This window comes from Micromonospora sp. NPDC000442 (assembly GCF_042898635.1).
Taxonomy (GTDB): Bacteria; Actinomycetota; Actinomycetes; order Mycobacteriales; family Micromonosporaceae; genus Micromonospora.
This window is the reverse complement of the sequence record NZ_JBIAYZ010000003.1, coordinates 417,625-431,970: the sequence shown is the minus strand read 5'-3', so window position 1 is coordinate 431,970 and position 14,346 is coordinate 417,625. Positions and strand designations below refer to the sequence as shown.

Here is a 14,346-nt window from a genome sequence, read left to right as displayed (position 1 = left end):
ACGGCGCGACACGTAACGACACCATGACGGGCGGCGGGTGGAGCTACCCGAGATACGACCGGGCTCCGTGCTCGGACAGCACCGCCAGGACCACCTCCGGGTCACCGACGGCGACCGCCTCGAAGAGCCGCTCGTGCCGGTGAACGCCGTCGTGCGGTTGCGCCACCTCGGCTTCGCGACGCAGGTTGATCGCCATGTAGAGCTGCAACTTCACCAAAATCGAGTCGTACACCGCGGAAAGCTGCCGGTTGCCGGCCAGGGCCACCAGCGCGACATGGAAAGTCCGATGCGACTCGGCGACCGCCAGCCGATCACCGTCCCGGGTCGCCTCCCGCATCTGGTCCAACGCCGCCCGCAGCCCGGCCAGGTCGCTCTCCCGCGGCACCGGGATCGCCGACCGGACCGCGAATCGTTCCAGCACGTCGCGCAGTTCGTACAGCTCGCGCACGTCGCGATCCGACAGGGTGGCGACCCGGACCCCCCGGCGCGGGACGTGCTCCACCAGCCCCCGCTGCGCCAGCAGCCGCAGCGCCTCGCGCAGCGGCGCCCGGCTGATGCCGAGTCGCCGGGTCAGCTGCTCCTCCACCAACCGTTCACCGGAATCACTCCGGCCGCTGAGGATCTCCCGGGTCAGCCGGGAGACGGCGAGCTCCACCAGACTGACACTCTCCAGCTCGCCCTCCGTCGGCGATGCGGCCACGTCGCTCACCCCGACGAGTGTGCCACCTGCCGCCGGAGCCCCCGTCGGACGCGTCAACCCACCAGGGGCCGGACATCCCAGACGAGTGCTCCACCGATCTCCCGGGCCGGACCGAGCAGGGCCTCGACCGTCCGGCGTACCGGGTCACCATGGTGCAGCCCGCCCTGGACCACCACGGCCGCCCGCCAGTGCCGCAGGTCGGCCACCGCCTGCCGGCGATCGGTCTCGCTGATCGGCGGCACCTCGCCGGTGTCGGCCACCCGGCGCAGCAGCAACGACGTGGGCCGGTCCGGAGCGCCCCAGCGGGCCGCCGGATCGTCCGGGGAACGGGGACCGATGAAGAAGCCACCCGGGGCGGTGAAGGCCAGCCCGGTCCGGGCGGACCAGAGCATCGCCGGGCTCTGGCCCGCGTTTGTCACCGGCGGCACCGGCACCACCGTCCGCCCCGCCGGGACGTACGCCCGCCAAATCCCCTCCGCCACGAACGCCGGAACCTGCCAGGTCGGGACGGTACGGATCGGGGTCGGCGCCAGCGGCAGCAGCGCGGCGGCCACCGCGCCGGCCCAGAGCAGCCGCACCGGCACCGAATCCGGTCCTGCGCCGGCGGTGGCCGGTTGCCGCCGTACCCGGTCCACCGAGAGCGCCAGCAGGATGCCCAGCACCGGTACGCAGACCAGCGAGAACCGGGCCGGCACCACATGGTCGAGCAGGGGCAGCTCGGCGATCAGCAGGTACGGGCCGGGCAACTCCGTCGACGATCCGTCGAGGCGTACCCGCGGGCCGAGGGAGAGCAGGGCGAACACCACCCCGCAGGCGGCGAGAGCCCGGACCAGCGGGCGACGCCACAGCCACACCGTCACGACCACGGCCAGCACCAGCAGACCTGGCCCGAAGAAGGAGTTCTCCTCGGTGGCGTTGGGGGCCAGCAGGGCGGGCAGGCGATGGTCGCCGAAGACGGTCTGCCGGGCGGTGGCGGTGAACGAGGCCGCGTCCAGTTGAAAGCCGTACGCGTGGAACGGCATCCCCCGGTAGTGCCCGGGGCCGAAGAACTGGAACCACAGCGGATAGGCCAGCAGGACCGCCGCCACCACCGCACCGACCGCGATCCGGCCGGCCGTGACCGGCGCCAGCCGGCGTGCGGTGGCCCGGTCGGCCAACGCGTAGCCGAGGACGAACACGCCCGCGGCGAGCGCCACAAAGAGCAGCACCTCCTCACCGAGGAAGACCTGGTACGTCACGACCAGACCGAGCAGCAGGCCGGGCCGCCACACCCGTGACCAGGCACCCGGTGACTCCGCCGGATCGGAGGGGTGGGGCATGAAGACCAGTGCCAGGATCACCGGTACCAGGAACTGGGCGGCCATGTGCAGGTGCGATCCGGCCTGAGCGACCATGCCGGGGGCGAAGCCGCAGACCAGCCCGCCGAGCGCGGCGGCCAGCCGGGACTCGACCAGGCGGCGGCGCAGCAGCACGTACCAGGCGGCGGCCGTCCCGGCCAGACACCCCACCACCGCCACCGCGAAGGCCACCTGCGAGCCGAACAGCAGCGTGACCGGGGCCAACGGAACGCCCAGGCCCAGCACCGAGGTGTTGGCCATCAGGTTCACCCCGCCGGGTGCGTTCAGGGCGTCGCTCCACAGCGGATTTTCCAGGCCGGCCACGGCACGGGCGGCGTGGGCCAGCATCCACTCGAAGAGGATCTGGTCGCCGGCCTGATGGAAGAGCCGGTCCGGCCGACCCCACTGCCGGCTGGTCAGCCAGGTGGCCAGCGCCAGGTAGCCGGCCACCACCGCCAGGTCAGGCGTACGCGGGTGCAGCCGCCAACGGCAACCGGTGCGGACCTCGACTTCCCGCTCGACCGTACCGACCGACATCAGACCCGTGGGTCGGTGAGTGACCGTACGTCCCACACCCAGACGTCCTGCTCGAGCCGGGCCGGTCCGACCAGTTGCTCGACGGTCTGCCGCAGCGACTCCGAGTGCGGCTGCCGCACCGGCAGCACCAGGATCGCCGCCCGCCAGTACCGCAACTCGTCCAGGGACCGACGCCGCTGGCGGTCGTCCAGCTGAGGCGTCCGGCCGGTGGTGGCGACCTCCTCCAGCAGCTTCCCGATACCGCTCGGCCGACCACCGAAGCGACCCGGGTCGCCGGTGTTTCCGTTGCGTGGGGCGAGGAAGTAGCCGCCGGGAATCTTGAAGTCGAGATTGGTGGCGGCGGCCCAGCGCATGCCGTGGGTGTTGCCCATGCTCGGCACCGGGATCGGCACCAGGGTCTGGTCCGGCCCGACGTAGGCGCGCCACCGGTCGGAGGTGATGAAGTTTGGCACCGGCGGGCGGGAGGTCATCGGCAACGGCATGGGAGTGATCGGCAGCAACGCGAGCACCAGACCGGCGGCAGTGAGCGTACGCACGATCCGCCGGTCCATGGACAGGGTGCTGGTCCGCTCGATGGCCAGGGCCAGCAGGACCGCCACCACCACGCTGGTGATCATGCCGAACCGGGTCGGCACCACCGCGTCGAGCAGCGGCAGCCGGACCAGCCACTCCCACGGTCCGACGATCAGTTCCCGGTCCCACCAGGTGATCCGCTCGCCGAGGGAGAGGATGGTGTAGAAGGCGGCGGTCGCGGCGAGCGCCCGGACCAGCACCTCCCGCCGGAGCCAGAGCACGATGCCGACCGCGATCAGCGCCAGACTCCACCCGAAGAAGGCATTCTCCTCCGAGTAGTTCGGCGCGAGGTTGACGTTCGCCCGCTGGTTGCCGCCGATGGTGGGCGAGCCGGGTGCGAAGTACGCGGCGATGTCGTTGCCGTAGTCACGGACCGCATCGCTGAGCCCGTGGTACGCCATCGGGCCGGCGAACTGGATGTACAGCGGGTACGCCAAGAGCGAGCCGGCGATCACCGTGCAGGTGGCCAGCGCCTTGGCCAACGGCCGCCAGGCCGCCGACCAGAGCCCCGGCCGCTGGACAACCACCGCGATCAGGAAGATTCCGCAGCCCATCGCGGTGAAGAGCAGGATCTCCTCGTTGATGAACGCCTGCGCGGTGACCAGCAGGGCCAGCAGCGCACCGTCCCGGTACGGCCGGGTCGATCGGGTGATCACCAGAACCCGCCACACGATGAACGGCAGCAGGAACTGGCTGATGATGTTCGGGTGCCAGCTGGCGTGCGACAACATCGCCGGTGAGAAGCCGCAGAACCAGCCGCCCACCACCGCGGCGAGCCGGTTGCTCACCACGTGCCGGGACAGCACGAAATACCAGGCCGAGGCGGTCCCGGCGAGACCGAGGGTCACCAGCAGCACGAACGTCACGGCCGGTCCGAACAGCAGGGTCACCGGCACCATCGGGATACCCAGCGCGAGGATGGCCGTGTTGGCCATCAGGTTTACCCCGTCGGGGTAGTTGAACTGCTCGGTGAAGAAGGGGAACTCGCCGTGCAGCACCACCCGCACCGAGTGGGCGAGGAAGAACTGCACCTGGGCCGGGTCACTGCTGTAGAGCGAGGCCACCCGCCCGGCCGGGTCCATCCAGATCTGGCTGGTCACCCAGAGCGCGGTCAGCAGAAAACCACCGAAGACCGCGAGGTCCCGTCGCCGGGGCGTCCAACGGAACCGGCGGCGGCGTTCCGGAGCGGCATCGGCGGCATCGGCACCCCGCGTACCGCCGGGCACCGCAGGTCCGGTCCCCGTCAGCCGCCGGGCCGTTCCGGCCCCGGGCGCGGCCGTCCGGGCTTCCGTCCCAGGCGCCGGAGTTTCCGTGGCGGGCGCCGAGGCTTCGGACGCGGGTGCCGGGGTTTCCGTAGCAGGTGCCGAAGCTTCCGTGGCAGGTGCCGGGGCGTCGATGTCGGACGCCGAGGCTTCGGACGCGGGTGCCGGAGTGTCCGTGGTGGGAGCAGGGGCTTCCCCGGCGGATGCCGGTGATTGCGTGGCTGGCGCAGTGGCTTCCGTGACGGGTGCCGGGGACGCGGCGTTCGTGCCGGGGGCGTCGCCCGCCTTGTCACCCAGGGTGACGACTTCGGACGGAGAGTCGGCGACGTCGGCGGATCTCGGCAGCGCGGCGGCGCGGGTCTCGGCAGGCGTCACAGTCGGCGGAGTCTACCGGAGTGGGGAAAATGCCCCAAGTCAACGCGGTGTCCCCTATGGCCGGTGTGGTGACCGCGCGACGCAGCGTATGGCGACCCGAAGCATCGGCGGGACATCTCGTACTATTGCCCTCCGACACGACGACGCGATCCGATCGGGGGCGTGACAGGTGGCTCCAGCCCGTTGGCGCGGCTTGACCGCCACCGGCCTGTCCACCCTGCTGATCGCCGTCACCGCCTGCGGGCCGGTCGCCGAGCGTCAGGCACGGGACCTGCGGGTCGGCTACGACAGCATGGACGGTTCCTTGACGGTGTGGCCGCCACGCGGCTCACTCGCCGAGGACACCGCGGCGACCGCCGCCGTCACCGAAGCGGTACGCGACTGGCGCTCGCCCGTGGACGACCGGGTGCACGTACCCTCATCCGGGATCCTCTTCTCCGGTGAGGTCGACGGGCGGCCACTGGCCCTGGTCGCCGCGTCGGTACCCGGTGAGGCCGCGTCCTGGCTGCTTCAGCTCACCGGCGACGGCGATCGGTACACGGTCAGTCACGCCACCGAGTACACCGACCCCGGCTACCTGGTCTACTCCGACGTGTTGCCGGTCCAGTCGGCCGACGGCCGGCGCTACCTGACCTCCGAACGGGTCCGGCGGCTGGTCGGACCGAACGGCCGCATCCTGTCCGACCGGGACGGCCTGACCGGCCCCGTCGAGGTGCCCCGGTGCCGGGCGGTGACCGTCACCGCCACCCTGCGCTCCACCGAGTCGCTGCCCCGGGGCCGGGCCACCGACCGGCTGCTCGACCTCGGCACCGGCACCGCCGCACCCCGCTACCCGCTGGTGCGCGACGAGAGCGGCTCCGGCCGGCGAGCCCTGACCGGCCTCGACACCTGCCTGCTGGCCGGCGAGGACGGCCCGTTCGGCAGCATCTCCCGGCGGGTCGGCGACCGGGACGTCCCGCAGTCGGTGCCGGCGTCCTGGCCGATGGCGAAACTCGCCGTGCGTACGCTCGGCGAGCTGTCGCTCGACGGCGGCGAGCCGGCCGAGCTGGAGCAGCTCACCTGGGAGAGCGCCGAGGGCACGATGAGTGCGGTGGTGTACCGACCCGCCGACGATGGCCCGGTGATGCTCTCCCCCGCCGACCGGACGAACCCGTTGCAGGTCTACGAGCTGCCGGTCCCGGATCAGCCGCTGGTCGTGCTGAGCTGGCGCGCCACCAAGGACACCACGCTGTCGGTGCCGCCGAACACGACCCGCCTGGTCGACCGCCCCGGCCTGGTGGTGGCTCCGCTGCCCGAGCGCCGCGAGACCTTCAGCCTCGCCGCCGACGAGAAAACCCACTACCGCTCCGCCGGCTCCCCCCACCCCCGCTGACCCACCACCCACCCCACCCCACCCTCCCCCGCCGACCCCGCCACCCCACCCTCCCCCGCCGATCTTGCACTTTCCGTCCCGGCAAAAGCCGTGAAAGGGGTGGATCGGCGACCACAATCGCAAGATCGGCGCAGCGGGCGCGGGGCGGGCGCGGGGCGGGCCGGGCTCGGGAGGGGCGGGGTGGGGAGGTTGACTAGTTGCGGGTAATGCCGGGAGTGAGGCGGGGTGGGTCGACCGGCTCGGTGTCGAGGCGGGAGATCCAGCCGGTGACGTCGCGCGCCACGTCCTGGGCGGTCAGGCCGAGGTCGGTCAGGAGCTGGTTGCGGGAGCCGTGCGGATACCAGCCGGCAGGTACGCCCAGATCACGCAGCGGCACCCGGATGCCGGCGTCGCGCATGGCCCGGGCGAGTGCGTCGCCCACCCCGCCGGACCGGACGCCGTCCTCGACGGTGACCACCAGCCGGTGCTCGGAGGTCAGCTCGACCAGTTCCGCCGGGATCGGACGGACCCAGCGGGGGTCCACCACGGTCACCCCGTAGCCCTGCTCGGCGACCCGGGCGGCGACCTCCACCCCGAGCTGGCCGAAGGCACCCACCGCCACCAGCAGCACGTCGGTACGCGCCGACTCCGCCAGCACGTCGACCGGCCCGACCCGCCGCACGGCGGGCAGATCGGCGGCGACCGCGCCGGTCGGGAAGCGGACCACGGTCGGGCCGTCGTCGACGGCGACCGCCTCGCGCAGCTCCTCGCGCAGGGTGGCGGCGTCACGGGGCGCCGCGATCCGCAGGCCCGGCACCACCCCGAAGACCGACATGTCCCAGATGCCGTAGTGGCTCGGCCCGTCGGGGCCGGTGATCCCGGCCCGGTCCAGCACGAAGGTGACCGGCAGCTTGTGCATCGCCACGTCCAGCAGGACCTGGTCGAACGCCCGGTTGAGGAAGGTCGCGTACACCGCCACCACCGGGTGCAGCCCACCGAGCGCCAGGCCGGCCGCCGAGGTGGCGGCGTGCTGCTCGGCGATGCCGACGTCGTAGGTGCGCTCCGGGTACTTGCGGGCCAGCTTCGCGATGCCGGTCGGCTCGGCCATCGCCGCGGTGATGCCCACCACGTCGGGCCGCTCGTCCGCGATCGCGACCAGCTCGTCGGCGAAGACGTGGGTCCACTTCACCGACGGTGCGGCGGTCGCCTTGCCGTCGGTGACGTCGAAGGCACCGGGGCTGTGGAAGCAGTCCGCCTCGTCCTCCTCGGCGGGGCGGTAGCCGTAGCCCTTGCGGGTCACCGCGTGCACGATCACCGGGCCGCCGAAGTTCTTCGCCGCCCGCAGGGCCGTCTCGACGGCGGCGAGGTCGTGCCCGTCGACCGGGCCGACGTACTTGATGCCGAGGTCCTCGAACATCGCCTGCGGCGCGACCGCGTCCTTGATGCCCTTCTTGACCGCGTGCAGCACCTCGTACATCGGCTTGCCGACCAGCGGGGTCGAGCCGAGGGCGTCCTTGACGGCGTCCAGGACCTTCTCGTAGCCGGGGTTGAGCCGCAGCGTCGAGAGGTGGTGGGCGAGACCGCCGATCGTCGGCGCGTACGAACGGCCGTTGTCGTTGACCACGATCACCAGCGGGTTGTCGGTGGCGGCGATGTTGTTCAACGCCTCCCAGCACATGCCGCCGGTCAGCGCCCCGTCGCCCACCACGGCGACGACGGTGCGCGACTCGCCGCGCAGCGCGTACGCCTTGGCCAGCCCGTCGGCGTACGACAGGGCGGTCGAGGCGTGCGAGTTCTCGATGAGGTCGTGCTCGCTCTCGGCCTGGCTGGGGTAGCCGGAGAGCCCGCCACGCTGGCGTAGCTGGTCGAACCCGCCCTGCCGGCCGGTGACGATCTTGTGAACGTACGCCTGGTGGCCGGTGTCGAACAGCAGCCGGTCCCGGGGAGAGTCGAAGACCCGGTGCAGGGCCAGGGTGAGTTCCACCACGCCCAGGTTGGGCCCGATGTGCCCACCGGTACGCGACACCTTGGCGATCAGGAAGTCGCGGATCTCGGCGGCGAGGATGTCCAGTTCGGTGGCGGACATCCGCTTGACGTCCTGGGGACCGTGCACCGTGGCCAGCAGCCGGCCGTGGTTGGCCGTGTCCTCTTCAACACTCATGACCGCAGAGTCTATCGGCCCTCGCGCACCTCGCAGCCCGGGCGCGGCGACCACCGGGACTGAGCACCCGGTCAGGCCGGCACCAGCAGCCCGACCAGCTCCACGTGCTGGGTCATCGGAAACAGGTCGTACCCGCGCAACGCCGCCAGCCGCCAACCCAGCTCCGCGAAGACCCGCAGGTCCCGGGCGAAAGCCGCCGGGTCACAGGCGACGTACGTCACCGCGCGCGGCCCGGCAGCCACCACGTCACGTACCACCCGCGCGCCGGCCCCCGTCCGGGGCGGGTCGAGTACCACCACGTCGACCGGGCCGGTGACCCGGCGACGGGCCAGGGCGGTCTCCACCCGGGCCGCCACCATCTCGACGTTGGGCAGGTCGCGCAGGTTCTCCCGGGCCGCCGCGACGCCGTCGCCGGCCGCCTCGACCAGGGTGACCCGCCCGGTCTCGCCCACCCGAGAAGCCAGCGCGGCAGCGAACAGGCCGGCGCCACCGTAGAGGTCCCAGGCCCGCTCCCCCGTCCGGGGGTCGGTCAGCTCCAGCACCGCGTCGACCAGGGTGTCCGCGGCGTCGGGATGCACCTGCCAGAACGACGAGGCGGGCAGCACCCACTCCCGGCCGGCGGCCCGCTCCCGGACCCGTTCCGGGCCGCTGACCCGGCGACTGGCCCCGGCCGCGACGGCGGTCACCGCCACGTCCCCGCCGGTGGTGGCGACGGTCTCCACCGCCTCGGCGTCCGGCCAGCTCACCCCGGCAGCGGTGAGCACCGGCAGCTCCTGGATGGCCGGATGGGCGATCAGGCAGCGGTCGACCGGCACCACCTCGTGAGAACGGTGCTTGAGCAGCCCGGCCCGACCCGCCGCGTCGACCGCGTAGCGGACCCGGGACCGCCAACCGAGCGGACCACCCGGCAGCGCCGTCACCCGCAGGTCCAGCGCGTCACAGCCGGCCTCGTCCAACCCGCCGAGGCGGATGAGCTGCTCGCGCACCACCGCCTCCTTCCAGCGCAGCTGGGCGTCGGGGGCGACATGTTGCAGGTCGCAGCCGCCGCAGCGACCCGGTCTGGCGTACGGGCAGGGTGGGCTGACCCGGTCCGGTGACGCCTCCAGCACGGTGACCGCGTCGGCCCGGACGAAACCCCGGTGCACCTCGGTCACCTCGGCCAGCACCCGCTCACCCGGCAGGGCGTGCCGGACGAAGACCACCTGGCCATCCACCCGGGCCACGCAGTGTCCCCCGGGGGCGACCGCCGCCACGGTCAGCTCGACCCGCTCCGCCTCCTCCAGCCCGCTCGTCGCGCCGAGCCCGACGACCCGCTCGCTCATCGCGGTTCCCCGTCCGACGGTTCGCGCTCCGGGGCCGGCGGCGGAGCGTCCGGCGGCAGGGTGGCGCGCGGTGCCACCCGGGGGCCACGGACCGGCCCACGGCCGAGCGTGGCGTCCATCCGGTCCAGGTCCTTGCCGGCCGTCGAGGCGAGCTGCCACGGCACGCTTGTCACCATCACCCCCGGCTCGAACAGCAGCCGGCCCTTGAGCCGCAGCGCGCTCTGGTTGTGCAACAGGTTCTCCCACCAGCGGCCCACGACGTACTCGGGGATGAAGACCGTGACCACGTCGCGCGGCGACTCCCGGCGGACCCCGGCCACGTAGTTCAGGATCGGGCGGGTGATCTCCCGGTACGGCGAGTCGATCACGGTCAGCGGGATCGGCACTCCCCGCCGGTCCCAGTCGGCCTGCAACTGCCGGGTGTCGTGGTCGTCGACGTTGACGGTCACCGCGGTGAGGGTGTCCGGCCGGGTGGCCTGCGCGTACGCGACCGCCCGCAGGGTGGGTTGGTGCAACTTGCTGACCAGCACGATCGCGTGGTTGCGGGCCGGCAGCACCGGCCGTCCGTCGTCCGGGGCCAGTTCGACGGCCACCCGGTCGTAGTGCCGGCGGATGGCCAGCATCAGCACGTAGATCAGACCCATCGCGACGATGGCGATCCAGGCGCCGAGCAGGAACTTGGTGATCAGCACGATCACCAGCACCGCGGCGGTCATCGCCATGCCGAAGGTGTTGATCGCCCGGGACCGGAGCATCCGACGTCGCACCTGCGGGTCCCGCTCGTTGCGCAGCAGCCGGTTCCAGTGCCGGATCATCCCCGCCTGGGAGAGCGTGAACGAGACGAAGACACCCACGATGTAGAGCTGGATGAGCTTGGTCACCTCCGCCTGAAAGCCGACGATCAGCAGGATCGCGAAACCGGCCAGGAAGAGGATCCCGTTGGAGAAGGCGAGCCGGTCACCCCGGGTGTGCAGTTGCCGGGGCAGGTAGCGGTCCTGGGCGAGGATCGAGCCGAGCACCGGGAAGCCGCTGAAGGCGGTGTTGGCGGCCACGAACAGGATCGTGGCGGTGACTCCGACGACCAGGAACAGCAGCACCGAACCCGGTCCGAAGATCGTCTCACCGAGCTGCGCGGTGACCGTCTTCTGCACGTACCCCTCGGGGCCGGAGACGATCTGTAGGGCGGGGTTCTCGACGAACTGCAGCCCGGTGAGCCGGGCCAGCCACACGATGCCGACCAGCATGGTCACCGCGACCAGGCCGAGCATCAGCAGGGTGGTGGCGGCGTTGCGGCTTTTCGGCGCCTTGAACGCCGGTACCCCGTTGGAGATCGCTTCCACACCGGTAAGCGCGGCGCAGCCCGAGGAGAAGCTGCGCAACAGCAGGAACGCCATCGCCCAGCCGGTGGTGTCGTGCCACTCGGCGGCAATGACCAGGTCGGCGCTGGGGGCGCGCAGGTCCTCGCCGAGCACGACGATCCGGACCAGCCCGGTGAGGAGCATGCCGATGATTACGATCATGAAGCCGTACGTCGGGATGGCGAACGCGCTGCCCGCCTCCTTGAGCCCGCGCAGGTTGACCGCGGTCAGCAGCACCACGGCGGAGACCGCGATGAGCACCTTGTGGGTCGCCACGAAGGGAATCACCGAGCCGAGGTTGGCCACCCCGGAGGAGACCGACACCGCGACGGTGAGCACGTAGTCGACAAGTAGCGCGCTGGCCACCCCCACCCCGGCGCGCGGGCCGAGGTTCACCGTGGCCACCTCGTAGTCGCCGCCGCCCGAGGGGTAGGCGTGCACGTTCTGCCGGTAGCTGGCCACCACGGTCAGCATGACCACGACCACGCCGAGGGCGACCCACGGTGAGAAGACGAACGCCGAGGCACCCGCGATGGAGAGCATCAACAGGATCTCGTCCGGCGCGTACGCCACGCTCGACAGCGCGTCCGAGGCGAAGACGGGCAGGGCGATGCGCTTCGGCAGGAGGGTGTGCTTGAGCCGGTCGGACCGGAACGGCCGGCCGACGAGCAGCCGCTTCAGCAGGGAGGTGGATCGGGCCACAACGGCCAAGCGTACGACCACCGACGACGGGCACGTGGGGTGGCCGGGTACGGGCGTATCTGGCGCGGGAGTACCGTCGGTCCCCGTCCGCGGCCCCGACGTGGCAGGCTCGCAGGCGACGAGGCGCAGCGGTACGCACCGTGGGAGGCAGCGTGCATGTCGTGATCATGGGTTGTGGCCGGGTCGGCTCGACCCTGGCTCACAACCTGGAGGCCCGGGGGCACTCGGTGGCGGTCATCGACCAGGACGCGGACGCCTTCCGCCGGCTGCGGCCCGACTTCGCCGGTGTCACGGTCACCGGCGCCGGCTTCGACGGCGACGTGCTGCGCCAGGCGGGCATCGAGCGGGCCGACGCGTTCGCCGCCGTCTCCAGCGGCGACAACTCCAACATCATCTCGGCTCGGTTGGCCCGCGAGACCTTCGGCGTGGTGCGGGTCGCGGCCCGCATCTACGACCAGCGTCGCGCACAGGTCTACGAACGGCTGGGCATCCCCACCGTGGCCACGGTCCGGTGGACGGCCGACCGGATGCTGCGGCACCTGCTGCCCGAGGGCAACGTGGAGATCTTCCGCGATCCGACAAGCACCGTCTCGATCATCGAGGTGCCGGTGCACAAGGACTGGATCGGCCGCCCGGTGCGGGCCCTGGAGGAGGCGACCGGTGCTCGGGTGGCGTACCTGATCCGTTTCGGCATCGGCACGCTGCCCACCGCGTCCAGCGTCGTGCAGGAGGGTGACCAGGTCTTCATGCTGGTCACCGACGACATGGTGGCGGCGGTCACATCCGTGGCGGCGACGCCGGAAGGGGGGCAGTGATCATGCGGGTCGCCATCGCCGGTGCCGGGAACGTGGGCCGCTCCATCGCGCAGGAGCTGATCGAGAACGGCCACCAGGTGATGCTCATCGAGCGGCAGCCCCGGATGCTGCGTCCGGCCCGGGTGCCGGACGCGGAGTGGGTGCTGGCCGACGCCTGCGAGCTGGCCAGCCTGGAGGAGGCCGAACTGGCCGGCTGCGACGTGGTGGTCGCGGCCACCGGCGACGACAAGGTCAACCTCGTGGTCTCGCTGCTGGCAAAGACCGAGTTCGCGGTGCCCCGGGTGGTTGCCCGGGTCAACCGGGCCGAGAACGAGTGGCTGTTCACCGAGCAGTGGGGCGTGGACGTGGCGGTCAGCAAGCCACGGGTGATGGCCGCGCTGGTTGAGGAGGCGGTGACCGTCGGTGACCTGGTCCGCCTGATGACGTTCCGGCAGGGCGAGGCGAACCTGGTCGAGATCACCTTGCCGCCGACCGCGCCCTATGTCGGGCGCCCGCTGCGCGAGGTGCCGCTGCCCCGGGACTCCGCGCTGGTGGCGATCCTGCGCGGCAAGCGCGTCCTGGTGCCCAGCCCGGACGACCCGCTCGAAGCCGGCGACGAGCTGGTCTTCGTCTGCACCGCCGAGGTGGAGGATGCCGTACGGGCCGTGGTGCTCGGCCCGGACAGCGTCGAACGCACCCGCGAATCACGCTAGTGCCGCAGCTTCGACCGCAGCGGCTCAGCTCGTCAGCGGCTCCGGTTGGCGCGCACGGGTCACCCGGCGCACCGTCCAGACCGTGATCAGCAACAGCAGCACGTACGGCGGGTAGCCCAGGGCCAGCCGCGCCACCCCGAGGGCGGTCTCCATGTCCGCGGCGGCGACCTCGTCGCCGAGCTGGTCGAACCGGCGGGCGGCCAGGTAGATGCCGGCCTGCACGCCCACCTTGGCCAGCCACACCACTCCCCACAGCACGGTCAGCCGGGTGAAGGTGCGGACCAGCAGGGGATCGTCGCGCCACTGCGAACTGCCCTTGGCCACCAGCACCGACCAGATCCAGCCGACCAGCGGTTGCCGGATCACCGCCGACAGCAGCAGGGCCAGGCCGTAGCCGATGCCGTAGAGGATCCCGGGCAGGTAGAAGTCGCGGGCATCGCCGGTACGCCAGGCGATGGCGGCGCCGATCCCGATGCCGAACAGTCCGTTGACCGCGTGCCGCACCGGCCGGCGCTGAGCCAGCCGCAGCCCACCGATCAGCACCGCCACCGCCACCGAGGCGATCACGGCCGGCCGCAGGTCGGTGACGATGTTGGCGATCACGAAGACCACCACCGGGATGCTGGACTCGGCCAACCCTCGCCAGCCGCCGAGCTGGTCGGCCATCTGCTCGGCGACGGTGGGCAGCCGCTCCTCGTCCGCCGGCCCGGTCTCCGGCTGGGTCGCCGGGTGCTGTCCGGTTGTCATCGCCCGCTGTCCATCCGCAACGCCCGCAGGTTCACTTTGACGGCTCCAGCTCGTAGTACGGGTTGTAGATCACCTTGCGGTCGTCGCGCACCGCCATCCGCCCCCGGGCGGTCAGGTGCCGTCCCGGCTCGATGCCGACAATGTGCCGCCGCCCGAGCCAGACCAGGGTCACGACGTCACTGCCGTCGTAGAGATCTGCTTCCAGCGCCGGCAGGTTCGTCCGAGGGGTGTAGACGACGGTACGCAGCCGGCCGCTGACCGAGACCACCTGCCCCCGTCCGCACTGCAACACCGGTACCGCGCCACAGCGGGCACTCTCCCGCTGCAACTGCTGCGCCTCGATCTCGGCCTCGCTCGCGGTCAGCCGTCGCAACATCCGCCGCAGCGAACCCCGACCCTCGTCGGTGGTCATGA

At 71.9% G+C, this 14,346-nt stretch carries 11 protein-coding genes; 3 read left to right on the top strand and 8 right to left on the bottom strand.

Translation table 11 applies throughout. From position 1 onward, the window contains the following. Window positions 1–43 precede the first annotated feature (43 nt). Genes ACFY2A_RS06935 through ACFY2A_RS06925 form a run of 3 tightly spaced genes read right to left on the bottom strand, consistent with a single transcriptional unit; the run spans window position 44 to window position 4,373 of the window. The gene (locus ACFY2A_RS06935) at window positions 44–709 is read right to left on the bottom strand and encodes a GntR family transcriptional regulator (RefSeq protein WP_387169426.1); all 666 of its coding nucleotides are present in this window, start codon (window positions 707–709) and stop codon (window positions 44–46) included. 44 nt (window positions 710–753) lie between these two features. Then, on the bottom strand, window positions 754–2,574 hold the full coding sequence (locus tag ACFY2A_RS06930; protein WP_387169423.1) for a hypothetical protein: 1,821 nt from the start codon (window positions 2,572–2,574) through the stop codon (window positions 754–756). Next, the gene (locus ACFY2A_RS06925; RefSeq protein WP_387169421.1) at window positions 2,574–4,373 is read right to left on the bottom strand and encodes a hypothetical protein; all 1,800 of its coding nucleotides are present in this window, start codon (window positions 4,371–4,373) and stop codon (window positions 2,574–2,576) included. Before ACFY2A_RS06925 ends, ACFY2A_RS06930 begins: the two co-directional genes overlap by 1 nt. A 580-nt stretch (window positions 4,374–4,953) precedes the next feature. Here ACFY2A_RS06925 and ACFY2A_RS06920 point away from each other — a divergent pair. Further along, entirely contained in the window at window positions 4,954–6,156 is a 1,203-nt protein-coding gene (locus ACFY2A_RS06920; RefSeq protein WP_387169418.1) for a hypothetical protein, read from the top strand. Between the two features lie 193 nt (window positions 6,157–6,349). On the opposite strand, the gene dxs is transcribed toward ACFY2A_RS06920, so the two are convergent. From dxs to ACFY2A_RS06905, 3 genes are all read right to left on the bottom strand, one after another. Continuing rightward, window positions 6,350–8,296 carry a 1-deoxy-D-xylulose-5-phosphate synthase gene (gene dxs / locus ACFY2A_RS06915; RefSeq protein WP_387169415.1) on the bottom strand — a complete coding sequence of 649 codons (1,947 nt, stop codon included), beginning with the start codon at window positions 8,294–8,296 and terminating at the stop codon, window positions 6,350–6,352. A gap of 71 nt (window positions 8,297–8,367) precedes the next feature. Further along, a complete protein-coding gene (locus tag ACFY2A_RS06910; RefSeq protein WP_387169412.1) occupies window positions 8,368–9,618 on the bottom strand; it encodes a class I SAM-dependent RNA methyltransferase in 1,251 nt (416 codons plus the stop codon). Next, window positions 9,615–11,678 carry an APC family permease gene (locus tag ACFY2A_RS06905; RefSeq protein WP_387169409.1) on the bottom strand — a complete coding sequence of 688 codons (2,064 nt, stop codon included), beginning with the start codon at window positions 11,676–11,678 and terminating at the stop codon, window positions 9,615–9,617. Before ACFY2A_RS06905 ends, ACFY2A_RS06910 begins: the two co-directional genes overlap by 4 nt. Window positions 11,679–11,830: 152 nt before the next feature. Between ACFY2A_RS06905 and ACFY2A_RS06900 the strand changes: the two genes are divergently transcribed. Together ACFY2A_RS06900 and ACFY2A_RS06895 are read left to right on the top strand one after the other, a co-directional pair. After that, a complete protein-coding gene (locus ACFY2A_RS06900) occupies window positions 11,831–12,493 on the top strand; it encodes a TrkA family potassium uptake protein (protein WP_363917342.1) in 663 nt (220 codons plus the stop codon). A 2-nt stretch (window positions 12,494–12,495) separates the two neighbouring features. Next, a complete protein-coding gene (locus tag ACFY2A_RS06895; protein ID WP_363917340.1) occupies window positions 12,496–13,185 on the top strand; it encodes a TrkA family potassium uptake protein in 690 nt (229 codons plus the stop codon). 24 nt (window positions 13,186–13,209) lie between these two features. On the opposite strand, the gene ACFY2A_RS06890 is transcribed toward ACFY2A_RS06895, so the two are convergent. Together ACFY2A_RS06890 and ACFY2A_RS06885 are read right to left on the bottom strand one after the other, a co-directional pair. Continuing rightward, entirely contained in the window at window positions 13,210–13,932 is a 723-nt protein-coding gene (locus tag ACFY2A_RS06890) for a DUF3159 domain-containing protein (protein WP_387169406.1), read from the bottom strand. Between the two features lie 31 nt (window positions 13,933–13,963). Next, window positions 13,964–14,344, bottom strand: a complete 381-nt coding sequence (locus tag ACFY2A_RS06885) for an OB-fold nucleic acid binding domain-containing protein (RefSeq protein ID WP_363917336.1) — start codon at window positions 14,342–14,344, stop codon at window positions 13,964–13,966. Between the last annotated feature and the right edge of the window lie 2 nt (window positions 14,345–14,346).

Bases quoted from the DNA above. Each gene is read 5' to 3' on its own strand.
- ACFY2A_RS06895 (WP_363917340.1), top strand. From the start codon at position 12,496: ATGCGGGTCGCCATCGCCGGTGCCGGGAACGTGGGCCGCTCCATCGCG.
- ACFY2A_RS06930 (WP_387169423.1), bottom strand. From the start codon at position 2,574: ATGTCGGTCGGTACGGTCGAGCGGGAAGTCGAGGTCCGCACCGGTTGC.
- dxs (WP_387169415.1), bottom strand. From the start codon at position 8,296: ATGAGTGTTGAAGAGGACACGGCCAACCACGGCCGGCTGCTGGCCACG.
- ACFY2A_RS06890 (WP_387169406.1), bottom strand. From the start codon at position 13,932: ATGACAACCGGACAGCACCCGGCGACCCAGCCGGAGACCGGGCCGGCG.
- ACFY2A_RS06885 (WP_363917336.1), bottom strand. From the start codon at position 14,344: ATGACCACCGACGAGGGTCGGGGTTCGCTGCGGCGGATGTTGCGACGG.
- ACFY2A_RS06910 (WP_387169412.1), bottom strand. From the start codon at position 9,618: ATGAGCGAGCGGGTCGTCGGGCTCGGCGCGACGAGCGGGCTGGAGGAG.